This window comes from Pseudomonas sp. K8, from assembly GCF_014889455.1.
GTDB lineage: Bacteria > Pseudomonadota > Gammaproteobacteria > Pseudomonadales > Pseudomonadaceae > Aquipseudomonas > Aquipseudomonas veronii.
The window spans coordinates 111686-134556 of the sequence record NZ_VJWO01000011.1; the positions used below are offsets into that span (position 1 = coordinate 111686).

Here is a 22871-nt window from a genome sequence, read left to right on the forward strand (position 1 = left end):
GGTGGCCGAGTATTTCCAACTGCTACGCCGCGACCTCACCCGCGACCTGCCCGCGCCGCAGTGGCCGGCCGGTACGCAGTTGGATCACTACCGCGACGCATGGGCCCCGGCGATTCACGCGGTGTTGCGCATGACCCAGGCGCAAGGCGGCGGCCACGTCGCCGACCTGCAAACCTGGCAGCGGCAGTTCGTGACCGATGCCGAGTTCGACCCCACGCTGTGCCTGGTGGCGAGCAATGCCGAGGGCATCCTCGGCGTGGCCCAGTGCTGGACCAGCGCCTTCATCAAGAACCTGTCTGTACACCCCTGCGCCCAGGGCCAGGGGCTGGGCCGCGCCTTGTTGCTGCACGCCTTCCAGGTGTTCAAGCAGCGCGGCGAACCCTACGTGGACCTCAAGGTCCTGGAAAGCAACCGACGCGCCCGGAAACTCTATGAAAGCGCGGGCATGGTGTTCGTGCTGCGCGATGTGGTCAGCGAAGACTGACGGGCACTGGCGCACAACTTGCTTTCAGTGCTCCCGAACGTTGAAAAGAGGTGAAAACCCGTCACCGTTCGCGCGAGCCCTCTGACCTAGCCTGGTGACAGATCTGCCATGAACACTCATTTTTCCTGCGTCGGTTGTGGCAAATGCTGCACCGACCACCATGTCCCCCTGACCCTCGCAGAAGCCCGCCAGTGGGCGGCTGACGGCGGCAGCGTGATCGTTCTGGTGGAAGGTTTTCTCGGCAACGGCCTGGGCCTGCCACTGCAACAACGCGAACATGCCGAACGCCGTTCGGCGATGGTGCCCAGCGGCACGACCCAGGCATTCGTGGCCATCACTTTTGCCGCCTACAACCCCGGACGCTGCCGGAATCTTGACGAAGACAACCTGTGCCGCATCTATGAACGCCGACCGTTGGTCTGCCGCATCTATCCGATGGAGATCAACCCGCACATCCCGTTGAACCCTGCCGCCAAGGAATGCCCGCCGGAGTCGTGGGAACAGGGCCCGGTATTGATTGCCGGCGGCGAGTTGATGGACGCGGAACTGGCTGAACTGATCCGCCGCTCGCGCCAGGCCGACCGCGACGATGTGCAGACCAAAGAGGCGGTGTGTGCCCTGTTGGGGATTCGCACCACGGCGCTCAAGGGCGATGGCTTTACGGCGTACCTGCCGCAGATGGATGCCTTTACCCAGGCGATCGAGCTGGCGGAGAGCCAGCCCGGCGTGGCGAATGAGTGGGTGTTTCATGTGTCCGCGATGGACATCGCCGAACAGTTGCTGGACGCGGGGGCACAGCTTGCCACCGAGGTGCCGGCCAACTATGCGTTTATCCCGCTGCGCGCCGCCTAGTCGTTGGGCGCGACGGAAACGGCATCCAGGCGGTAGGGCTGAATGATCCGCTGGTATTCGCCGCTTTGCATCAGTTGTTCAAGGGCGCAGTTGAGGGCATTGCGCAAGGCGGTATCGGGCTTGCGCACCGCGATCGCCACGCCGCTGCCCAGGAGTTCGGCCGAAATCGCGGGGCCGAGGAAGTCAAAGTCCTGGCCATCGACGGTATCGAGCAGCGCCTCACGGATTTCCACGGTGCCTTGCAGGGTCGCATCGATATCCCCCGCCACCAGGCTGCGAGCCAGTTCGTCATTGAGCCAGAAGCTCTTGACGATAACGCCCTTGGGCGCCCACTGCGCTCGGGCGAAGGCTTCGCGATTACTGCCCAGCAACACCCCGACACGCTTGCCCTTGAGCGACCGCACGGTCGGCAGCAGGCCGGATGTTCTGCGGGCGACCAGGCGCGTGGTGAACGGATACAGCTCATCGGTGAAGTTGACCCAGCGCCGACGCGTCGACGTGGGCGCCATGCCCATGATTGCGTCGAACTGCCGGGCCTCCAGGGCCGGGAAGTTTTCCACCAGCACCTGGTCGACCCAGGTGCAGCGCACATTCAACTGCACGCACAGGGCGTTACCCAGGTCGATGTTCAGGCCGACCAACTGGCCTTGCGGGTTACGGCTCTGGAAAGGCGCGAATTGCGCAGCGACGGCGAAACGGATCTCGCGCCGTGGCGACTCACCGGCGGCAACGCTATCGGCCGCCAGCAATAACGCGAGCACGGCACAAATGTGTATCAGAGCCACAGGAAACGTCCTTTTCCGGAAAGTCCAACCTCACCCTCCCGCACCGACGGAAAACGCCGGGGCGGCACGGAGGCTGTGCAAGCTTTCAAGAAACAGTCGTGGCCCTACAATCAGAAATTTCAGCAGACGTTGTAGGCAATAGTCGACACAGCGTGCGACTTATTATTCTCAGCGTTTACCCATCGAACGACGAGTGCCCGGCGGCGCCATGCCTGGGGACTTGGTATGCCCATTCTTGGCGCCGTTCTTGTACCACGGCTGGGCGGCATTCTTGGCCCCGGCCAGTTCACCCGGCTTGAACGGAAACTTGAACGCCGGGATCTCGGTTTTTTCAACGCTTTCAGCGCTGGCCGGATCGACGAGGTCGGCCGCTTCAACAGGGGGATGTGTCGGGGAAGTCATGGAAGCTCCGGAGCAGGCAAAAATTGATGCGGGGCCAGCTTGCGGGCCACACTGGCGCGCAGTATACCTGCGCCCTCAGGATCTTTAACCACCGCCTGTACGAATGGTCGGCGTTTACTGACAGCGCTGTCAGTTAGCAGTCACCTTGCTGACCGGGTTGACGGGCTATAAAGACACCTCACTCTTCCGTTCCTCTGCCCTGGCACCTCACTTCCATGCAAATTCAACGAAAAACCGCGCTGATCGTCGGAGTCCTCGTGGTGCTGGCGATTGCAGCCTGGGCCCTGACGCGGCCGGCCAAACCCAAACTGGCGGCGCCGACAGCGATCCCGGTACGGGTGGTGAGCGTGGCGCAACAGGACATCCCGCGATTCGTCAGCGGCATTGGGACGGTGCTGTCGTTGCACAGCGTGGTGATCCGCCCGCAGGTCGACGGCATCCTCACCCGATTGCTGGTCAAGGAAGGCCAGCAGGTCAAGGCCGGGGACCTGTTGGCGACCATCGATGACCGCTCGATCCGCGCCAGCCTCGAGCAGGCCAAGGCGCTGTTGGCGGAAAACCAGGCGCAGTTGCAAGTCGCGCTGATCAACCTCAAGCGCTACAAGGCATTGAGTGTCGACGACGGCGTGTCCAAGCAGACCTATGACCAGCAACAGGCGTTGGTCAACCAACTCAATGCCACCGTCCAGGGCAATCAGGCGGCGATTGATGCGGCAAAGGTGCAGCTTTCCTACACTCAGATTCGCTCGCCGGTCAGCGGCCGCGTAGGGATTCGCACGGTGGATGAAGGCAACTTCCTGCGCACGAGCGATGCCCAGGGGCTGTTCTCGGTGACGCAGATCGACCCGATTGCCGTCGAATTTTCCCTGCCGCAACAGATGCTGCCCACTCTGCAAAGCCTGATCGCGGCCCCTACCCCAGCCAGCGTCGACGCCTACCTGGGCGCCGACACCGATGGCCAGACCGGCGACCTGCTCGGTGAAGGCCACCTGAGCCTGATCGACAACCAGATCAGTTCCACCACCGGCACCCTGCGCGCCAAGGCCGAGTTCAACAACGCCACGCAGCGCCTGTGGCCGGGGCAACTGGTGACCATCAAGATCCAGACAGGCCTCGACAAAAACGCCCTGGTGGTGCCGCCGACCGTGGTGCAACGCGGCCTGGACGCGCACTTTGTGTACCGGGTCAACGGCGACAAGGTGGAGGTGGTGCCGGTGCAGGTCACCTACCAGAACAGCGACGTGACGCTCATCAAAGGTGTACAGGCCGGTGATGTGCTGGTCAGCGATGGCCAGTCGCGGCTCAAGGCCGGCGCTCGGGTCGACGTGCTCAAAGAACCGCCGCAAGTGATCCAGACCGTCGACGCCAAGGTGCAACCATGAACGCCAGCCGCTCGCCGTCGGCGTGGTGCGTCGACCACCCGGTCGCGACCCTGCTGCTCACCTTCGCTCTGGTGTTGCTTGGGCTGATTGCCTTCCCGCAACTGGCCATCGCCCCGCTGCCGGAAGCGGAATTTCCGACAATCCAGGTCAGCGCGCAACTGCCCGGCGCCAGCCCGGACACCATGGCTTCTTCGGTGGCCACGCCGCTGGAGGTGCAATTCAGCGCCATCCCCGGCATGACCCAGATGACCTCCAGCAGCGCCTTGGGCTCCAGCCTCTTGACCCTGCAATTCACCCTGAACAAGAGCATCGACACCGCCGCCCAGGAAGTCCAGGCGGCGATCAACACCGCGTCCGGCAAGCTACCCAGGGATATGCCGACCCTGCCGACCTGGAAGAAGGTCAACCCGGCAGACAGCCCGGTGCTGATCCTCAGCGTCAGTTCCGACAGCATGCCCAGCACCGAACTGAGCGATTACGTGGAAACCCTGCTGGCACGGCAGATCAGCCAGATCGACGGCGTCGGCCAGATCAACATCACCGGCCAGCAACGTCCGGCGATTCGCGTGCAGGCTTCGCCCGACAAACTCGCGGCCATCGGCCTGACCCTGGCCGACATCCGCGTGGCGATCCAGCAGTCGAGCCTGAACCTGGCCAAAGGCGCGATCTACGGGGAGAACAGCGTGTCGACGCTGTCGACCAACGACCAGCTGTTTCAGCCCGGGGACTACGCCCAACTGATCGTGTCCTACAAGAATGGCGCGCCGGTTCAACTGCGCGATATCGCTAAAGTCATCAACGGCTCGGAAAACGCCTACGTACAAGCCTGGTCCGGCGACACCCCGGGGGTCAACCTGGTGATCTCGCGCCAGCCCGGCGCGAACATCGTCGAGACCGTCGACCGCATTCAAGCGCAACTGCCGCGCCTGCAGGCCATGCTGCCGGCGTCGGTGCAGGTCAGCGTGTTGAGCGACCGCACCAAGACCATCCGCGCCTCCCTGCATGAAGTGGAAGTGACCCTGCTGATCGCCGTGCTGCTGGTGGTGGCGGTGATGGCGTTGTTCCTGCGCCAGCTGTCGGCGACGTTGATTGTGTCGAGCGTGCTCGGGGTGTCGCTGATCGCCAGCTTCGCCTTGATGTACCTGATGGGCTTCAGCCTGAACAACCTGACCCTGGTGGCGATCGTCATCGCCGTGGGCTTTGTGGTGGACGATGCGATCGTGGTGGTGGAGAACATTCACCGCCATCTCGAAGCCGGGCTGGGCAAGCGCGAAGCGGCGATCAAGGGCGCCGGCGAGATTGGCTTTACCGTGGTGTCCATCAGCTTCTCGCTGGTGGCGGCGTTCATTCCGCTGCTGTTCATGGGCGGCGTGGTCGGGCGCCTGTTCAAGGAATTCGCGCTGACGGCGACCTCGACCATCCTTATTTCGGTGGTGGTTTCGCTGACCCTGGCGCCGACCCTCGCGGCGCTGTTCATGCGCGCCCCGACCCATCCGGCCCACGCCAAGCCCGGTTTCAGCGAACGCCTGCTGGCCGGCTATGCGCGCAACTTGCGCCGCGCCCTGGTCCATCAACGCAGCATGCTGGCGATCTTCGTGGTCACGCTGGCGCTGGCGGTGGTCGGCTACGTGTTCATCCCCAAGGGCTTTTTCCCGGTGCAGGACACCGGCTTCGTGCTCGGCACCAGCGAAGCGGCGGCCGATGTGTCGTTCCCGGACATGGTCGCCAAGCACAAGGCCCTGGCCGAGATCATCAAGGCTGACCCGGCGGTGGCAACGTTTTCCCATTCGGTGGGCGTCACCGGCAGCAACCAGACCATCGCCAACGGCCGTTTCTGGATCGCCTTGAAAGACCGCGGCGATCGCGACGTGTCCGCCAGCCAGTTCATCGACCGCATCCGCTCGAAACTGGCGAAGGTGCCGGGCATCGTGCTGTACCTGCGCGCCGGCCAGGACATCAACCTCAGCTCCGGCCCCAGCCGCGCCCAGTACCAGTACGTGCTCAAGAGCAACGACGGCGCGACATTGAATACCTGGACCCAGCGCCTCACCGAAAAACTGCGCGCCAACCCGGCGTTTCGCGACCTGTCCAACGACCTGCAACTGGGCGGCAGCATCACCCACATCAGCATCGACCGCCAGGCCGCCGCGCGCTTCGGCCTGACCGCCACCGATGTCGACCAGGCGTTGTACGACGCGTTCGGCCAGCGCCAGATCAACGAGTTCCAGACCGAAATCAACCAATACCAAGTGGTGCTGGAACTCGACACCCAGCAACGCGGCAAAGCCGAAAGCCTCAATTACTTCTACCTGCGCTCGCCACTGACCAACGAGATGGTGCCGTTGTCGGCCCTGGCCAAGGTCGACCCGCCCAGCGTGGGCCCGCTGTCCATCAGCCATGACGGCATGTTCCCGGCGGCCAACCTGTCGTTCAACCTGGCGCCCGGCGTGGCGTTGGGGGATGCGGTGATCATGCTCAACCAGGCCAAGAACGAAATCGGCATGCCGGCCACCATCCTCGGCAACTTCCAGGGCGCGGCCCAGGCGTTCCAGAGTTCACTGGCCAGCCAGCCGTGGCTGATCCTCGCGGCGCTGGTGGCGGTGTACATCATTCTCGGCGTGTTGTACGAAAGTTTCGTCCACCCGCTGACGATCATTTCCACCCTGCCCTCGGCTGGCTTGGGCGCGTTGATCATGTTGTGGCTGCTGGGCCAGGACTTTTCGATCATGGCCCTGATCGGCCTGGTGTTGCTGATCGGCATCGTGAAGAAGAACGGCATCCTGATGATCGACTTCGCCCTCGAAGCGCAGCGGGTCAGAGGCCTGCCGCCGGAGGAAGCGATCTACGAAGCCTGCGTCACGCGGTTCCGGCCGATCATCATGACCACCCTCGCCGCCCTGCTCGGCGCCGTACCGCTGATGCTCGGCGCAGGCCCCGGTGCCGAGTTGCGCCAACCGCTGGGGATCGCGGTGGTCGGCGGCTTGCTGGTGAGCCAGGCGCTGACGCTGTTCACCACGCCGATCATATACTTGTACCTTGAGCGGTTTTTCCACCGGCCCACACCAACGCCCGCGTTGGCGACCACACATTAAGGCGGGGTCATGCGCGTACTGATCGTTGAAGATGAAGAAAAAACCGCGGACTACCTGCATCGCGGCCTGACGGAGCAAGGCTACACCGTCGACGTGGCGCGTGAAGGCGTCGAGGGTTTGCACCTAGCGCTGGAAAACGACTACGCGGTGATCGTGCTCGACGTGATGCTGCCCGGTCTCGACGGCTTCGGCGTGTTGCGTGCCCTACGCGCGCGCAAGCAAACGCCGGTGATCATGCTCACCGCCCGCGAGCGCGTGGAAGACCGCATTCGCGGTCTGCGTGAAGGCGCCGACGATTACCTGGGCAAGCCGTTTTCGTTCCTGGAGCTGGTGGCGCGCCTGCAAGCCCTGACCCGCCGCAGTGGCGGGCACGAACCGGTGCAGGTGACGGTCGCCGACCTGTGGATCGACCTGATCAGCCGCAAGGCCAGTCGCAACGGCGTGCGCCTGGACCTGACCGCCAAGGAGTTCTCGCTGCTCAGCGTATTGGCGCGGCGCCAGGGTGAGATCCTGTCCAAGACCGCCATCGCGGAGATGGTCTGGGACATCAACTTCGACAGCGACGCCAACGTGGTCGAAGTCGCGATCAAACGCCTGCGCGCCAAGCTCGACGGGCCGTTCGAACAGAAGCTGCTGCACACCATCCGTGGCATGGGTTATGTGCTGGAGAACCGCGGTGTCAACTAACTCCATCGCGCTGCGCTTGAGCGGCATGTTCACCCTGGTGGCGCTGCTGATCTTCCTGTTGATCGGCGGCGCGCTCTATCAGCAGGTGGACCGTGGCCTGGGCCTGTTACCCGAGGCCGAACTGGATGCGCGCTACAGCGTGTTGGAGTCCTCGGTGAAGCGCTTCGGCACGCCGGAGCATTGGACCAAGATCAAGGCCAAACTCAAGTTGTTGGCCGAGGAAGACAAGCGCATCCGTTTCTGGGTGGTGAGCAGCGACCCGAACTACGAATATGGCAACCCGGACGCGCAGATCCGCGCCTTCGCCGCCGGCCCGACCGGCAAGCGCGACTTGCGCCTGGTCGATCACGCCGACCCGTTCAAGGTGCTGGTGAGCCAGTTCCCCGCCCAGGACCAGCGCCCGCCGTTGCGCTTCATGATCGCCATCGACACCGAAAACTTCCGCGCCACCCAGCACCACTTGCTGGTGGCGCTGATCAGCCTGGCGTTTATCGGCGTGGTGCTGGCGGCGCTGCTGGGGTTCTGGGTCTCGCGCATCGGCCTCAAGCCGCTGAGCAAACTCTCGGACGAAGCACAGAAACTCGCACCGCCGAAGCTCTCCGGGCGCCTGCAACTGTCGCCGCTGCCGCCGGAGTTGCGTCAGTTCGTCAACTCGTTCAACGCCACCCTGGACCGCGTCGAACAGGCCTACTCGCGCCTGGAATCGTTCAATGCCGACGTCGCCCATGAACTGCGCTCGCCCCTGACCAACCTGATCGGCCAGACCCAGGTGGCCCTGACACGCGGGCGCTCGGCCGAACATTATTTCGAGGTGCTGCAATCGAACCTGGAAGAACTGGAGCGCCTGCGTTCGATCATCAACGACATGCTGTTCCTCGCCAGCGCCGACCAGGGCAGCAAGGCCACCAAGCTGATCGAAAGCTCCCTGGCCGACGAAGTGGCGACCACCCTCGACTACTTGGACTTCATCCTCGAAGACGCCCAGGTCCGGGTGCACGTCCACGGCGACGCCCAGGTGCAGATTGAAAGAGCCCACCTGCGCCGCGCATTGATCAACCTGCTGAGCAACGCCGTGCAGCACACCGCGCCAGGGCAGGTCATCGCGGTGAACATCGACGTGCGGGAGCATCAGGTGGCGATCGCCGTGACCAACCCCGGCGACGCGATTGCCAGCGAGCACCTGCCTCGGCTGTTCGAACGCTTCTATCGGGTGGACGCATCGCGCAGCAACAGTGGCGCCAACCATGGGCTGGGGCTGGCCATCGTCAAGGCGATTGCGCTGATGCATGGCGGCGATGTGTTCGTGCGCAGTGACGCGGGCGGCAACACCTTCGGTATTACCCTGCCCGTCTAACGCTTGAGAACACTTCAGACCAATGTGGGAGGGGGCAAGCCCCCTCCCACATTGGCATGCGCCAAAACTCTGACTATTGCGATTTGGGCAACAGTCATTATCTTGTTACACTCTGTATCGCAGCGCTCGCCTGCGTTAATTTGACGCATCGATGAGCGCGACGGCAAAGACAGCTGACCCGCTTACCCGAACTTCCCTCGACTTTTTTCCAGGGCTCTACACTGGGAATCTGTCTTAAAGCCGCTGACTTCAGCGGCTTTTTTTTTTGCCGCAAAAAAGGCCAGGCACACCCCCACGACATTGGCCGTTTCCGTTTGACCAAAGGAGCTCCACCGGTGAAGAACTCGCTGACGTTCACCCCGTTATTCCTCGCGATTACAGCAACGATCGCCCCCCTCGCCCACGCAGCAGACACCACCCCCGCCGACGGTTTCGTCGAAGGCGCAAGCCTCAAGCTCAACGCCCGCAACTACTACATGAACCGCGACCGTCACGACATCCACACCGATGACAACAAAGAATGGGGCCAGGGCTTTCTCGGCATCTTCGAATCCGGCTACACCCAGGGCACCGTCGGTTTCGGCCTGGATGCCCACGCCATGCTCGGCCTCAAGCTCGACGGCGGTGGCGGCACCGACGGCTCCAGCATCCTCCCGTATGGCAACAGTCAAGGCAGCGGCAAGGCACCGGGGTCGTTCTCCACCGCAGGCGGCACGTTGAAGATGCGCGCGTTCGACACGGAACTGAAAGCCGGCGACCTGTTCCTCAACAACCCGGTGATCGCTGGCGGCATGACCCGCATGCTGCCCCAGACCTTTCGCGGCGTAAGCCTGACCAACCACAGCCTCGACGGCTGGATGATCGAAGGCGGCCAGGCCAGCTTCACCAAGCTCTACAACCAGAGCGGCCACCAGCGCATCGGCACCAGCTACGGCACACTGCCGGAACACACCGACAGCCAGCACCTGGACTGGGCCGGTGTGTCGTTCAGCGGCGTGCCGGGACTGACCAGCAACCTGTACGCCGCCGAACTCAAGGATGTGTGGCACCAGTACTACTACGACCTGGACTACACCTACGCGCTGAACGACCTGGTCAGCCTCAACCCCGGCCTGCACTACTACCACACCCAAGACAGCGGCCAGTCGTTGCTGGGTAACATCGACAACAACACCTACAGCCTGCATTTCACCGTAGCCGTGGGCAGCCATAGCGTCACCGCCGCGTACCAGCGGGTCAACGGCAACACACCGTTCGACTACATCACCCAGGGCGACAGCGTGTACCTGGACAACTCCCAGCAATACTCGGACTTCAACGGCCCCAACGAGCGGTCGTGGAAGCTCAAGTACGCCTACGACTTCATCGGCCTCGGCATGCCGGGCCTGACCACTGCCGTGTCCTACAGCAGCGGTAAGACCGACCTGAGCAAAGTCGATCCCACCAGTCGGGGCTACAGCGCCTGGTACAGCGCCGACGGCCAGGACGCCAAGCACTGGGAACGAGACATCGACGTGAAATACGTGGTGCAGGGCGGCAAGGCCAAGGATCTGTCCCTGTGCCTGCAATGGGCGACCAACCGCGGCAGCAATGGCTACTCGGCGGTGGATCGGGATGTGGATGAATACCGGGTGATCGTCGACTATCCGATCAACGTGTTCTAAGCCGCCGCACTTTCTTTTCAACCAAACAATCAATTTTCATCGGGTAGAACTAAACTGCCAGCATCTTCACCGTTGAAGTCTGCCCGATGAGTCCACGCCCTTTTCGTACCCCACCTGAACGCGCAGAATTATTGTTGATGCTGGGCAGCGGCTTCACCGTCGCATTGATTGTGATTATCGTCGCAGTGCTGTTGATCCGCGAACACGCCAGCACCCTGCAGGCGGCGAAACGCTCAACCACCAACATCACCCAACTGATCAACGCCGATGTGCTGCGTAACGTCGAGCTATACGACCTCGCGCTGCAAGGGTTGATCGCCGCCACGCAGCGCACGGATTTGTCCAAGGTATCGGGGGATATCCGGCATCTGGTGCAATTCGAGCTGTCGACGGCCGCGCCGTTCAAAGACCAAGTGCTGTTGCTGGACGCCAATGGCGCCGTCGTTGCTGACTCTTCGACGCTCAAGCCGACCTCGCGTAATTTGGCTGATCGCGACTACTTCCTCGTGCATAAAATCACCAACCAGAACGACCTGTTCATCAGCCGGCCGTTCATGATTCAGTGCCATTGCGAGCAAGTCTGGCGCATCGCGTTCAGCCGCCGCGTCACCGGCGCCAACGGCGAGTTCCTCGGGGTCGCGGTGGCCACCATGCGCCTGGCGTACTTCGATCAGTTGTTCAACAGCCTCGCCATCGGCAATAGCAGCTCGGTCAACCTGTTGAGCAGCCACGGCATTCTCCTGGCCCAGCAACCGCTGCTGGAGCGCGACATGATCAACAAGGACCTGAGTGATCGCCCCAACTTCAAGCGCATGCTACGCGAAGGAAGCGGCAGCTTTCGGGCCATCTCGACCATCACCGACAAGGAGCGCCTGTATACCTTCACCAATGTCGGCGAGCTACCGCTGATTGTGGTCGTGGCGTTGTCCAGTGAGGACGTGTTCGCGCCATGGAAGCGCGCGGCGACGCTGACCGGCGGCGCCACCGGCATCCTGTGTATCGGCCTGTTATGGCTGACCTGGATGCTGCGCCGGGAACTGCGCCGCCGTTTTCGCGCGGAGAAGGTGCTGTCAGAACTGGCAGCCACCGACGCGCTCACCGGCCTGGCCAACCGGCGCATTCTGGACCAACGCCTGCGCCTGGAATGGGACCGCGCCCAGCGCTCCGCCGAACCGCTGACGCTGTTGATGATTGACGTCGACCACTTCAAGGCATTCAACGACCGTCATGGCCATCACGGCGGCGATGAGGCGTTGCGCAACGTCGCCCAGGTGATCGGCGGCAACATCCGTCGCCCGGCCGACCTGGCCGCACGTTATGGCGGTGAAGAGTTTGCTGTGGTATTGCCGTCTACCGATATCAGGGGCGCGTGGCTAATCGCCGAGCATATCCGCCGCGGCGTCGAGCATTTGCCACGGGTGGAAGGGGATGAACGGCCGATTACCGTGAGCATTGGCCTGAGTACGTGGGACAAGCGCAGTCGCATGTCCCTGGAGGACTTGCAGCTCAGTGCGGACCGCGCGCTGTATGAAGCCAAGCGCAGTGGGCGCAATTGCATCGTGGAGGCAACGGCGCGATGACTGAGGCGAACAGGCCATTGTGGCTCGCTCGCCACGGGAAATAAAAAGGGCCACCCGAAGGCAGCCCTTAAAAACTAAAGAAAGAGAGTTGTTACTTACACCGCCGCAACGGGACGCATGTAAGAGATCGGTGCGGTGCTGGCATCTTCGAAGGTCACGACTTCCCAAGCATCTGTCTGCTCAATCAACTTGCGCAGCAGCTGGTTGTTAAGGGCGTGGCCCGACTTGAAGCCTTTGAACTCGCCTATCAGGCTATTGCCCAGCAGGTAGAGGTCACCGATTGCATCGAGGATCTTGTGCTTCACGAATTCGTCTTCATAGCGAAGGCCGTCTTCGTTCAGTACACCATCCGCGTCGACCACAATGGCGTTTTCAACGCTGCCGCCGAGTGCGAGGTTGTGCTTGCGCAGGTACTCGATGTCACTCATGAAACCAAAGGTGCGGGCGCGGCTGACTTCTTTTACGAACGAAGTGCTGGAAAAATCCACGCTTGCGCTTTGGGTGCGGTCGCGAAATACCGGGTGATCGAAATCGATCTCAAAGCTCACTTTAAAGCCTTCGAACGGGACGAAGGTGGCGCGCTTGTCGCCGTCTTCTACTGTCACTTCCCGCAGAATGCGAATGAACTTCTTGGCTGCGTCCTGTTCTTCCAGGCCGGCAGATTGAATCAAGAATACGAAGGGACCAGCGCTGCCATCCATGATGGGGACTTCGGACGCGGAGAGCTCGACGTAGGCGTTATCGATGCCCAGGCCAGCCATGGCCGAGAGCAAGTGCTCCACCGTGTCCACCTTGACGTCACCGTTGACCAATGTGGTCGACATCGTGGTTTCGCCGACGTTTTCCGCGCGAGCAGGAATCTGCACCACAGGGTCCAGGTCGGCACGAACAAACACGATGCCGGTGTCGACAGGTGCAGGTTTGAGGGTCAGGTATACCTTCTCCCCGGAGTGCAGACCTACACCTGTGGCACGAATAATATTCTTCAGGGTGCGTTGTTTAATCATGGCTTGGACCGCTTCAGCGCAAATTGCGAACTGGTATCAACAAAGGCTGGCGATAATAGCAGACCAGACCTTTGCTGAACACCAATCACCTTCATAGCCCTGATACATTCCATTAATCGGCCTGACGACGCAGGAATGCCGGGATGTCCAGGTAGTCCAGGTCATCTTGCGGATTCGGGCTACGGGACGCTGCAGCACCGGCCTGAGCCTGATTGCGCATCACGGTCGGACGGTCCAGATCACGGTAGTTCACCGACGGCAGTTCCTGACGCGCAGGCGCTGGAGCGGCAGCCGCTTGGCTGGCGTGGCTGTTGTGGCCGGTATGAACGGTATTGTCGATGACCTTTACAGGCTTCTCGATTGTTGCGCCCAGGCCGGTCGCGACCACGGTCACATGCAGTTCGTCGCGCATGTCCGGATCGATCACGGTGCCGACTTTGACCATCGCGTGCTCGGAAGCGAAGGCTTCGATGATGCTACCCACGTCGGAGTACTCACCCAGGGACAGGTCAGGACCGGCGGTGATGTTCACCAGGATGCCGCGTGCGCCTTGCAGGTTCACGTCTTCGAGCAACGGGTTGCGGATGGCCGCTTCGGTGGCTTCACGCGCACGGTTCGGACCGCTGGCGCAGCCAGTGCCCATCATCGCCATGCCCATTTCGCTCATCACGGTACGCACGTCGGCAAAGTCGACGTTGATCATGCCCGGGCGCTTGATGATGTCGGAGATACCGCGAACGGCACCGGCCAGTACATCGTCAGCCTTGGCGAACGCGGACAGCAGGCTCGCGTCCTTGCCCAGGATGGTCAGCAGCTTCTCGTTGGGGATGGTGATCAACGAGTCGACGCTTTCAGACAGCAGACGGATACCTTCGTCGGCGATCTGCATGCGCTTGCGGCCTTCGAACGGGAACGGACGGGTCACGACGGCGACCGTCAGAATCCCCATTTCCTTGGCCACTTCGGCGATGATCGGCGCTGCACCGGTACCGGTACCGCCGCCCATGCCGGTGGTGATGAACACCATGTTGGTGCCTTGCAGCACTTCGGCGATACGCTCGCGGTCTTCCAGCGCGGCTTGACGGCCGACTTCCGGGTTGGCGCCAGCGCCGAGGCCCTTGGTCACGGCGGTGCCCAATTGCAGGATGGTCCGCGCGCCGATGCTCTTCAGCGCCTGGGCATCAGTGTTGGCGCAGATGAATTCAACGCCTTCAATGTTGCTCTTGACCATATGGTTGACAGCGTTGCCGCCGCCACCGCCGACACCGATCACTTTGATGACCGGGCTGGCGGGGATGTTGTCTACGAGTTCGAACATTTTCCCTCTCCTTTCGTGTTCTCTAGTTTTTTCGCCTACTGCTTTTTTACGGTGTTGCGGTAAATCGTTAGAAATTGCCTTTGACCCAAGCCTGCAACCGTTCGAACAACGGTGCTTTCGCTTCGTCGTCGCCGCGGTAGCTGTCGCGAATGCTCGGGCCCGACAGGGAAATGCCGTCGGTCTGCTTTTGCAGCCCGTACAACAGCAAGCCCACACCGGTGGAATAAATCGGGTTGCGCACCACATCGCCCAGGCCTTTGACGCCATGGGGCACGCCCAGGCGAACTGGCATGTGGAAGATCTCTTCGGCCAGTTCGACCGCGCCTTCCATCTTCGAGGTGCCACCGGTCAGCACGATGCCGGCCGGGATCAAATCTTCGTAGCCGCTGCGGCGCAGTTCCGCCTGGATCAGGGTGAACAGTTCGTCGTAACGCGGCTCGACCACTTCGGCCAAGGCCTGGCGCGACAGCTCGCGCGGTGGACGGTCGCCCACGCTCGGCACCTTGATGGTTTCACCGGCGCCGGCCAGTTTGGCCAGGGCGCAGGCATAGCGGATCTTGATCTCTTCGGCGTACTGCGTCGGTGTGCGCAACGCCATGGCGATGTCGTTGGTGACCTGGTCGCCGGCGATCGGGATCACGGCGGTGTGACGGATCGCACCCTCGGTGAAGATCGCGATGTCGGTGGTGCCGCCGCCGATGTCGACCAGGCACACGCCCAGTTCTTTTTCGTCGTCGGTCAGTACCGAGTAGGCCGAAGCCAGTTGCTCGAGAATGATGTCGTCGATTTCCAGGCCGCAGCGACGCACGCACTTTTCAATGTTCTGTGCGGCATTGACCGCGCAGGTCACCACGTGGACCTTGGCTTCCAGGCGCACGCCTGACATGCCCAGGGGCTCGCGCACGCCTTCCTGGTTGTCGATCACGTAGTCCTGCGGCAGGGTGTGCAGCACGCGCTGGTCCGCCGGGATCGCCACGGCCTGGGCGGCGTCGAGTACGCGCTCAAGGTCGGCCGCGCTGACTTCGCGGTCGCGGATCGCCACGATGCCGTGGGAATTCAGGCTGCGGATGTGATTGCCCGCCACGCCGACGAACGCCGAGTGAATCCGGCAACCGGCCATCAGCTGCGCTTCTTCGATGGCGCGCTGGATCGATTGCACGGTGGACTCGATGTTCACCACCACGCCCTTCTTCAGGCCCCGGGACGGATGCGTGCCAATACCGACGATTTCGATCGTGCCGTCTTCCCCGACCTCGCCCACCAGCGCCACCACCTTGGAGGTGCCGATATCGAGACCGACGATCATTTTGCCGCTTTGCACGTTTGCCATGGGTCCTGCCTCTTCTTAATTCTTCGCGACAGCGGGTTGCGCTGCCGTGGGCGCAGCCGGTTCACGCCAGCCGACGGCAAGGCCGTTGGCGTAACGCAGGTCGACGCTCGCAATGTTCGTAATCTGTTCTTTCAAGGTCTTTTCATAGATGGCAATAAAGCGGCGCATCTTTTCCACCAAGCGGTCGCGTCCCAGCAACAACTCGATGCCCGGGCCGGAACTGCCTGCCCCGGTCGTCAAAAACCAGCTGCCCCGTTCACGCAATTCCAGACGCGCAATGGAGAAGCCCAGCGGCCGCAGCATCTGGCTCAAGGCCTGGTACTGCTGCATCACTTGCTGCTGCGCCCGCTGCGGCCCGAACAGCTGCGGCAGGTGCTCGTAATTGGCCAGCTCACGCGGGGTGAACGCCTGGCCCTGGTTGTTCAACAGCGCCTCATCGCCCCAACGGGCCACGGGCAGTTGTTCTTCCAGGCGGATCGTCACCTGGTCCGGCCATACACGGCGGACTTCGGCGTGGGCGATCCACGGCATCTGCTCCAGCTCCCGGCGCATGCCGGCCAGGTCGATGGTGAAGAAGCTCGCCGCCAGGAACGGGCCGATGCGCTGCTGCACCGCTTGCTGGCTGATGTAGCTCAAGTCGCCCTGCACGCTGATCTTGGTGATCGGCCGGTCGGCATAAGGCAATAGACGCTGCGCGCCTTCGTAAGTGCCGAAGCCCAACACCACCAGCAACACCGGCCAGAACAGCGCCTTGAGGAAACCAAAGTTGGCTTTCGGCAGGCGCGCCGACATCGGCTCTTTAGCCACCATTCGGCTGGCACCCCGTGGCACCGGCTTGCGGCCGGGTGCGGGTGGGGGCTGATGACGAAGCGATGCGCCTTTCATGTCTTAGCCTCGCTGCCTTTCTTCACCGGCAACGCTGGCCGCCAGGATCGCCAGCACCAACTGCTGGAAATCCAGGCCCGCTGCGCGCGCGGCCATAGGGACCAGGCTGTGGTCGGTCATGCCCGGTGCGGTGTTGACTTCCAGGAACCAGAAATTCCCTTGGTCGTCCTGCATCACGTCTGCCCGCGCCCAACCGGCGATACCCAGCGCCTCACAGGCTTTCGCCGTGAGGTCCATCAATTCCTGTTCTTTGCTTGCGTCAAGGCCGCAGGGGATCCGGTACTGGGTATCGGAAGCCAGGTACTTGGCGTCGTAATCGTAAAAGGTGTGGGGCGTGCCCAAGGCGATGGGCGGCAATACCTGCCCACGCAGGGTGGCGATGGTGTACTCGGGACCTTGAATCCACTGTTCCACCAACACTTGCGAATCGTAGGTACTTGCCGCTTTCCATGCGTCGATCAATTCGGCGGCCGAGTTCACTTTAGCCATGCCGATACTGGAGCCTTCATGGGCAGGTTTGACGATCAAAGGCAGGCCCAGTTCCTTGGCTGCAGAAATACAATCGTCTTCGCTGCACAGCACACTGTGACGCGGGGTAGGAATTCCCAGGCTGTGCCACACCTGCTTGGTGCGCAACTTGTCCATGGCCAGCGCCGAGGCGAGGATGCCGCTGCCGGTGTAAGGAATCCCGGCGCACTCCAGCAGGCCTTGCATGCTGCCGTCTTCACCACCACGGCCGTGCAGGATGATGAAGGCGCGGTCGATCTTCTCGGCCTGCAGGCGCGCGAGGAAGTCGTCACCCACGTCGATCCCGAACGCATTCACGCCCGCGCTTTGCAGCGCTTCGAGCACGGCGTTGCCGGACTTGAGCGACACTTCGCGTTCAGCGCTCTTACCGCCGAACAGCACGGCCACGCGGCCGAAGTCGGCAGGGGCGATGGTGGAGAACAGGGAGGCGTAGTTCGTGGTCATTTCGACTTCCCCTGTTCAGCAGCGAGCGCTTTTTTTACGAACAAGGAGCTCGCCAGCAATTTAGGCGCAAGGCCGCCGATATCACCGGCACCCTGGCACAGCAGGATGTCGCCGGCGCGCAGCAGCGGCTTGACGATCGGCGCCAGGTCCACACCGCGCTCGATGTAGATCGGGTCCAACTGGCCACGCTGACGGATGCTGTTGCACAGTTTGCGGCTGTCCGCCCCGGGGATCGGTTCTTCACCGGCCGGGTAGACTTCCATCAGCAGCAGCACGTTGGCATCGGCCAGTACATTGACGAAATCGTCATACAGGTCGCGGGTGCGGCTGTAGCGGTGCGGCTGGTAGACCATCACCAGGCGACGCTCCGGCCAACCACCGCGCACGGCCTTGATCACGGCGGCGACTTCGGTCGGGTGGTGACCGTAGTCGTCCACCAGCATCACCTCGCCACCTTCCACCGGCAGTTGCCCGTAGACCTGGAAGCGCCGGCCCACGCCGGCAAAGCCCGACAGGCCCTCGACAATGGCTTCATCGCTGACGCCTTCATCGGAGGCAATGCAGATGGTCGCCAGGGAATTGAGCACGTTGTGGTTGCCCGGCATGTTCACCGACACGTCCAGCGGTTCGCGGTCCGGGCGCAGCACGGTGAAGAACGTCTGCATGCCTTGCTGGCGCACATTGATCGCGCGCACGTCGGCGTCTTCGCTGAAGCCGTAGGTCACGGTCGGACGCTTGACCAGCGGCAGGATCTCGCGCACCACCGGGTCATCCAGGCACACCACCGCCAAACCGTAGAACGGCAGGTTATGCAGGAACTCGACGAAGGTTTTCTTCAACTTGTTGAAGTCGCCGTCGTAGGTCGCCATGTGGTCGGCGTCGATGTTGGTGACCACGGCCACCAGCGGTTGCAGGTGCAGGAAGCTGGCATCGCTTTCGTCGGCTTCGGCGATCAGGTAGCGGCTGGTGCCCAGTTGCGCATTGGTGCCGGCTGCATTCAGGCGGCCACCGATCACGAAGGTCGGGTCCAGGCCACCGGCGGCGAACACCGAGGCGATCAGGCTGGTGGTGGTGGTCTTGCCGTGGGTACCGGCGACAGCAATGCCATGGCGGTAGCGCATCAGCTCGGCCAGCATCTCGGCGCGGGGCACCACGGGAATGCGGCGCTCAAGAGCGCTGGCAACTTCCGGGTTGGAGGTGTTCACGGCGCTGGACACCACCAGCACGTCGGCCTCGACGGCGTTCTCGGCGCGGTGGCCGATGAAGATTTTCGCGCCGAAGGACTTCAGGCGCTCGGTGACCGGCGACTCTTTCAAGTCGGAGCCGGACACCTGGTAGCCCAGGTTCAGCAACACTTCGGCAATGCCACACATGCCCACGCCGCCGATCCCGACGAAGTGGATACGACGGATGCGGCGCATTTCCGGTTGCGGCATGGCTTTCTGATTCTCAACCATGGGCCACCTCCAGGCAGATATCGACCACGGTGCGGGTTGCGTCAGGTTTGGCCAGGCGGCGTGCGGTACACGCCATGCTGTTGAGTCGTTCCGGTTGCATCAAAACCTCGGTCAGGCGTGCGGCCAAATCGGCGGCGCCAGTCGTTCTTTGCGGCAGTAGGAAGGCAGCGCCCTCCCCGGCCAAATATTCGGCGTTGCGGGTCTGGTGATCGTCGATCGCATGGGGCAAAGGCACCAGCAAGGACGGCAGACCGGCGGCGGCCAGTTCACTGACGGTCAGCGCACCAGCGCGACAGACCACCAGGTCGGCCCAGCCATAGGCTTGGGCCATGTCTTTGATAAAGGGCTGCACATCAGCCTCGACACCGGCCTCGCGATAACGCGTGGCGGTGACTTCATCGTGGTTCTTGCCGGCCTGGTGAAAGACCTGCGGGCGCACGTCCACAGGCAGTTGCGCCAGTGCCTGCGGCAGCAATTTATTCAGCGGCTCGGCGCCCAGGCTCCCGCCCAGGATCAGCAGGTGCGCCTTGCGCCCGGCCAAGGGCTGCCGGGCAATGTCCATAAACAGCTCGGTGCGTACAGGGTTGCCGGTGGTGCGGCGTTTGTCCGAGGCGCCGAAGGTATTCGGGAACGCTTCGCACACCCGCGCCGCCAGCGGCACCAGCAAGCGGTTGGCGGTGCCGGCGACAGCGTTCTGCTCATGCACGATCACCGGCACGCCCGCGAGCCTCGCCGCGACGCCGCCGGGGCCGGTCACATAACCGCCGAAACCGAGCACACACACCGGCTGCAATTCACGGATGACCTTGCGCGCCTGCCACACCGCCTTGAGCAACACGAACGGTGCCTTGAGCAGCGACAGCTTGCCCTTACCGCGCAGGCCGGTGACGTTGATCAAATGCAGCGGCAAGCCGGCGCTCGGCACCAGTTCGTTTTCGATGCCGCGCGGCGTTCCCAGCCAATGCACGCTGTAGCCACGGTTCTGGAATTCGCGCGCACAGGCCAGGGCTGGGAACACGTGGCCCCCGGTGCCGCCCGCCATGATCAGCACGTTAGCGCCCATGGGTCGGCTCCTCGGCGAAGTCGCTTTCGCTGAACTCCATCTCTTCGCTGCCCAGGTGGGTTCGACTCTCCCACTCGATGCGCAGCAACAAGCCAAGACAGGCACAGCAGATCACCAACGAACTGCCGCCGTAACTGAGAAACGGCAAGGTCAGGCCCTTGGTCGGCAGCAGGCCGACGTTCACGCCGATATTGATCAGGAACTGGCCGATCCACAGGAACGACAAGCCATACGCCACATACGCAGCGAAATACTGTTTGGCCTTCTCGGCCCACAAGCCGATGTACATGCCGCGCACACACACGAACACGAACAGCGCGACGGTACACAGCGAACCGACCACGCCCAGCTCTTCGGCGAGCACCGAGAACACGAAGTCGGTGTGCGCTTCCGGCAGGTAGAATTGTTTCTGCACGCTGTTGCCCAGGCCCACGCCCAGCCACTCGCCGCGACCGAAGGCGATCAGCGCCTGGGTCAACTGGTAGCCGGAGCCGAACTGGTCGGACCACGGGTCGGTGAAGGTGATCAGACGGGCCATCCGATAAGGTTGCGCCTGCACCAGCACGGTCACGGCAGCCACCGCCAGCACCACCATCAAGGTGAAGCGGAACAGCCCGACACCCCCGAGGAACAGCATCGCCGCAGCGGCACCCATCATCACGACGGTGGCCCCGAAGTCGGGTTCCATCAGCAACAGGCCGGCCATGGGCAGCAGCACGATGAACGGCTTGAAGAAGCCCATCCAGCTTTCACGCACTTCTTTCTGACGCCGCACCAGGTAGCCGGCGAGGTAGATCACCACGAACACCTTGGCGATTTCCGACGGCTGCACGTTGAACGCACCGAAGCCGATCCAGCGCATCGAACCGTTCACCTCGCGGCCGATGCCGGGCAGGATCACCATGATCAGCAAGCCAAACGCACCGATCAGCATCAGCCACCCCAGACGCTGCCAGGTGGCGATGGGGATCATCATGGTGACGATGCACGCGCCGAGGCCGATCACCAGGTACACCAGGTGACGGATCATCATGTACAGGGTGTTGCCCGACTGTACGGCCGCCACTTCGGAGGACGCCGACGTGATCATCACCAGCCCCAGGCCCAGCAAAGCCAGGCAACCGGCGAGCATCGGGAAGTCGAGGTCGATGCCGCGCCCGGTAATGATCGGCGACGGGTACGGCTTGATGATGTTACGGAGGTTGAGATTCATGCCAAGGCCTCCACGGCGCGGGCGAACAGCTGGCCGCGCTCTTCGTAGTTCTTGAACATGTCGAAACTGGCGCACGCCGGCGACAGCAGCACCGCATCACCCGGCTGGGCCAGGGCTTTGCACTGGGCAATCGCGTCGTCGAGTGAGCTGGCGCGCACTTGCGGCACCGCATCACCAAGGGCGGTGGCGATCAAGTCGGCATCGCGGCCCATCAGCACCACGGCACGGCAATGCTGGGCCACCGGCCCCTTGAGGTCCTTGAAGTCGGCGCCTTTGCCGTCGCCACCGGCGATCAGCAACATCTTGCCGTCGATATCGGCACCCAGGCCTTCGATGGCGGCCAGGGCCGCACCGACGTTGGTGGCCTTGGAGTCGTTGTAATAGCTGACGCCATCGACGTCGCGGACCCACTGGCAGCGATGCTCGAGGCCGCCGAAGGTGCGCAGGCTCGCGAGCATGGCATCGAACGGCAAGCCTACGGCATGCCCCAGCGCCAAGGCCGCCAGGGCGTTGGATTGGTTGTGGGCGCCACGGATTTTCAGCTCGCGCACCGGCATCAGGTTCTGGAATTCGAAGGCCAGGTATTTCTCGCCGTTCTCTTCACGGATACCGAAGGCCTTGAAGTCGGGTTTGCCCAGGCCGAAGGTCCAGCACGGCAGGCCTTCGCCCATCAGCGGACGGCTCAGGGCATCCTGGCGGTTGACCACCACTTGTTTGGCGCCGCGGAAGATCCGGTGCTTGGCTAGGTGATAGGCCGGCAGGCCGCTGTAGCGGTCCATGTGGTCTTCGCTGACGTTCAATACGGTGGCCACTTCAGCGCCCAGGTCGTGGGTGGTTTCCAGCTGGAAGCTCGACAGTTCCATCACGTACAGCTCGACGTCGTCGCTGAGCAGGTCCAGCGCCGGGGTGCCGAGGTTGCCGCCCACGGCCACGCGCTTGCCGGCCGCAGCCGCCATCTCGCCGACCAGGGTGGTCACGGTGCTTTTCGCGTTGGAACCGCTGATCGCGACGATCGGCGCCTTCGCGTTACGCGCGAACAGGTCGATATCGCCGGACAGCTTCACGCCACGCGCCGCTGCGGCTTGCAGGGCCGGTGTCGCCAGGGCCAGGCCGGGGCTCACGTAGAGCTCGTCGGCACGGCACAGAAACTCGACATCCAACTCGCCACAACGCACTTCCACGTGCGGGTAGTCACGGCGCAGCGTGACCAGCTCCGGTGGATTTTCCCGCGTATCGGCGACGGCAAACGACGTGCCCTGGTTCGCCAGGAAGCGAACCAGGGACATGCCGCTCTTGCCGAGGCCGACAACGATGCGGAAGTGGTCTGAAGCGATCAGGGACACT

The 22871-nt window shown here is 62.8% G+C and carries 19 protein-coding genes; 8 read left to right on the forward strand and 11 right to left on the reverse strand.

The genetic code is table 11. The features are described 5' to 3' along the window. Position 1 precedes the first annotated feature (1 nt). The gene (locus INT12_RS11010) at positions 2-484 is read left to right on the forward strand and encodes a GNAT family N-acetyltransferase (RefSeq protein ID WP_079442883.1); all 483 of its coding nucleotides are present in this window, start codon (positions 2-4) and stop codon (positions 482-484) included. A gap of 108 nt (positions 485-592) precedes the next feature. Next, complete coding sequence (locus tag INT12_RS11015) at positions 593-1336, forward strand: YkgJ family cysteine cluster protein (protein WP_104903889.1); 744 nt, start codon at positions 593-595, stop codon at positions 1334-1336. On the opposite strand, the gene INT12_RS11020 is transcribed toward INT12_RS11015, so the two are convergent. Together INT12_RS11020 and INT12_RS11025 are read right to left on the reverse strand one after the other, a co-directional pair. Then, positions 1333-2121: a transporter substrate-binding domain-containing protein gene (locus INT12_RS11020; protein ID WP_046484581.1), complete on the reverse strand. Its 789-nt coding sequence runs from the start codon at positions 2119-2121 to the stop codon at positions 1333-1335. The genes INT12_RS11015 and INT12_RS11020 overlap by 4 nt on opposite strands. Positions 2122-2289: 168 nt before the next feature. Then, a complete protein-coding gene (locus INT12_RS11025; protein ID WP_017845915.1) occupies positions 2290-2523 on the reverse strand; it encodes a hypothetical protein in 234 nt (77 codons plus the stop codon). 215 nt (positions 2524-2738) lie between these two features. Between INT12_RS11025 and INT12_RS11030 the strand changes: the two genes are divergently transcribed. From INT12_RS11030 to INT12_RS11055, 6 genes are all read left to right on the forward strand, one after another. Further along, positions 2739-3905: an efflux RND transporter periplasmic adaptor subunit gene (locus tag INT12_RS11030; RefSeq protein WP_046384646.1), complete on the forward strand. Its 1167-nt coding sequence runs from the start codon at positions 2739-2741 to the stop codon at positions 3903-3905. Further along, positions 3902-6997: a multidrug efflux RND transporter permease subunit gene (locus INT12_RS11035; RefSeq protein ID WP_057004271.1), complete on the forward strand. Its 3096-nt coding sequence runs from the start codon at positions 3902-3904 to the stop codon at positions 6995-6997. The genes INT12_RS11030 and INT12_RS11035 overlap by 4 nt, the downstream gene beginning before the upstream one ends. A 9-nt stretch (positions 6998-7006) precedes the next feature. Then, on the forward strand, positions 7007-7684 hold the full coding sequence (locus INT12_RS11040; protein ID WP_017845918.1) for a heavy metal response regulator transcription factor: 678 nt from the start codon (positions 7007-7009) through the stop codon (positions 7682-7684). Further along, positions 7674-9038 (forward strand): heavy metal sensor histidine kinase, encoded by a 1365-nt coding sequence (locus tag INT12_RS11045; RefSeq protein ID WP_017845919.1) that lies wholly within the window; start codon positions 7674-7676, stop codon positions 9036-9038. The genes INT12_RS11040 and INT12_RS11045 overlap by 11 nt, the downstream gene beginning before the upstream one ends. A 335-nt stretch (positions 9039-9373) precedes the next feature. Beyond that, the gene (locus tag INT12_RS11050; RefSeq protein WP_193039977.1) at positions 9374-10702 is read left to right on the forward strand and encodes an OprD family porin; all 1329 of its coding nucleotides are present in this window, start codon (positions 9374-9376) and stop codon (positions 10700-10702) included. Positions 10703-10788: 86 nt separating this feature from the next. Continuing rightward, positions 10789-12282: a sensor domain-containing diguanylate cyclase gene (locus INT12_RS11055; protein WP_126585775.1), complete on the forward strand. Its 1494-nt coding sequence runs from the start codon at positions 10789-10791 to the stop codon at positions 12280-12282. Positions 12283-12377: 95 nt separating this feature from the next. Here the strand turns inward: INT12_RS11055 and lpxC are convergent, their stop codons facing one another. From lpxC to murD, 9 genes are all read right to left on the reverse strand, one after another. Beyond that, positions 12378-13289, reverse strand: a complete 912-nt coding sequence (lpxC, locus tag INT12_RS11060; RefSeq protein ID WP_003171886.1) for a UDP-3-O-acyl-N-acetylglucosamine deacetylase — start codon at positions 13287-13289, stop codon at positions 12378-12380. Between the two features lie 112 nt (positions 13290-13401). Continuing rightward, positions 13402-14607 (reverse strand): cell division protein FtsZ, encoded by a 1206-nt coding sequence (gene ftsZ, locus INT12_RS11065; protein WP_193058848.1) that lies wholly within the window; start codon positions 14605-14607, stop codon positions 13402-13404. A 67-nt stretch (positions 14608-14674) separates the two neighbouring features. Next, positions 14675-15937: a cell division protein FtsA gene (ftsA, locus tag INT12_RS11070; RefSeq protein ID WP_017845923.1), complete on the reverse strand. Its 1263-nt coding sequence runs from the start codon at positions 15935-15937 to the stop codon at positions 14675-14677. 15 nt (positions 15938-15952) lie between these two features. Continuing rightward, on the reverse strand, positions 15953-16822 hold the full coding sequence (locus INT12_RS11075) for a cell division protein FtsQ/DivIB (RefSeq protein ID WP_026139894.1): 870 nt from the start codon (positions 16820-16822) through the stop codon (positions 15953-15955). 3 nt (positions 16823-16825) lie between these two features. Further along, a complete protein-coding gene (locus INT12_RS11080; RefSeq protein ID WP_017845925.1) occupies positions 16826-17794 on the reverse strand; it encodes a D-alanine--D-alanine ligase in 969 nt (322 codons plus the stop codon). After that, on the reverse strand, positions 17791-19251 hold the full coding sequence (murC, locus tag INT12_RS11085) for a UDP-N-acetylmuramate--L-alanine ligase (RefSeq protein ID WP_046484593.1): 1461 nt from the start codon (positions 19249-19251) through the stop codon (positions 17791-17793). Before murC ends, INT12_RS11080 begins: the two co-directional genes overlap by 4 nt. After that, positions 19244-20314 (reverse strand): undecaprenyldiphospho-muramoylpentapeptide beta-N-acetylglucosaminyltransferase, encoded by a 1071-nt coding sequence (gene murG, locus INT12_RS11090; protein WP_169885234.1) that lies wholly within the window; start codon positions 20312-20314, stop codon positions 19244-19246. The genes murC and murG overlap by 8 nt, the downstream gene beginning before the upstream one ends. Further along, positions 20304-21527: a putative lipid II flippase FtsW gene (ftsW, locus tag INT12_RS11095; RefSeq protein ID WP_017845928.1), complete on the reverse strand. Its 1224-nt coding sequence runs from the start codon at positions 21525-21527 to the stop codon at positions 20304-20306. The genes murG and ftsW overlap by 11 nt, the downstream gene beginning before the upstream one ends. Then, positions 21524-22870 carry a UDP-N-acetylmuramoyl-L-alanine--D-glutamate ligase gene (murD, locus tag INT12_RS11100; protein ID WP_193039976.1) on the reverse strand — a complete coding sequence of 449 codons (1347 nt, stop codon included), beginning with the start codon at positions 22868-22870 and terminating at the stop codon, positions 21524-21526. The genes ftsW and murD overlap by 4 nt, the downstream gene beginning before the upstream one ends. Position 22871: the final 1 nt, after the last annotated feature.

Excerpts from the sequence above, each read along its gene's own strand:
- INT12_RS11015 (WP_104903889.1), top strand. The coding sequence starts at position 593 with ATGAACACTCATTTTTCCTGCGTCGGTTGTGGCAAATGCTGCACCGAC.
- INT12_RS11025 (WP_017845915.1), bottom strand. The coding sequence starts at position 2,523 with ATGACTTCCCCGACACATCCCCCTGTTGAAGCGGCCGACCTCGTCGAT.
- INT12_RS11030 (WP_046384646.1), top strand. The coding sequence starts at position 2,739 with ATGCAAATTCAACGAAAAACCGCGCTGATCGTCGGAGTCCTCGTGGTG.
- INT12_RS11035 (WP_057004271.1), top strand. The coding sequence starts at position 3,902 with ATGAACGCCAGCCGCTCGCCGTCGGCGTGGTGCGTCGACCACCCGGTC.
- INT12_RS11040 (WP_017845918.1), top strand. The coding sequence starts at position 7,007 with ATGCGCGTACTGATCGTTGAAGATGAAGAAAAAACCGCGGACTACCTG.
- INT12_RS11055 (WP_126585775.1), top strand. The coding sequence starts at position 10,789 with ATGAGTCCACGCCCTTTTCGTACCCCACCTGAACGCGCAGAATTATTG.
- lpxC (WP_003171886.1), bottom strand. The coding sequence starts at position 13,289 with ATGATTAAACAACGCACCCTGAAGAATATTATTCGTGCCACAGGTGTA.
- ftsZ (WP_193058848.1), bottom strand. The coding sequence starts at position 14,607 with ATGTTCGAACTCGTAGACAACATCCCCGCCAGCCCGGTCATCAAAGTG.
- ftsA (WP_017845923.1), bottom strand. The coding sequence starts at position 15,937 with ATGGCAAACGTGCAAAGCGGCAAAATGATCGTCGGTCTCGATATCGGC.
- INT12_RS11075 (WP_026139894.1), bottom strand. The coding sequence starts at position 16,822 with ATGAAAGGCGCATCGCTTCGTCATCAGCCCCCACCCGCACCCGGCCGC.
- INT12_RS11080 (WP_017845925.1), bottom strand. The coding sequence starts at position 17,794 with ATGACCACGAACTACGCCTCCCTGTTCTCCACCATCGCCCCTGCCGAC.
- murC (WP_046484593.1), bottom strand. The coding sequence starts at position 19,251 with ATGGTTGAGAATCAGAAAGCCATGCCGCAACCGGAAATGCGCCGCATC.
- murG (WP_169885234.1), bottom strand. The coding sequence starts at position 20,314 with ATGGGCGCTAACGTGCTGATCATGGCGGGCGGCACCGGGGGCCACGTG.
- ftsW (WP_017845928.1), bottom strand. The coding sequence starts at position 21,527 with ATGAATCTCAACCTCCGTAACATCATCAAGCCGTACCCGTCGCCGATC.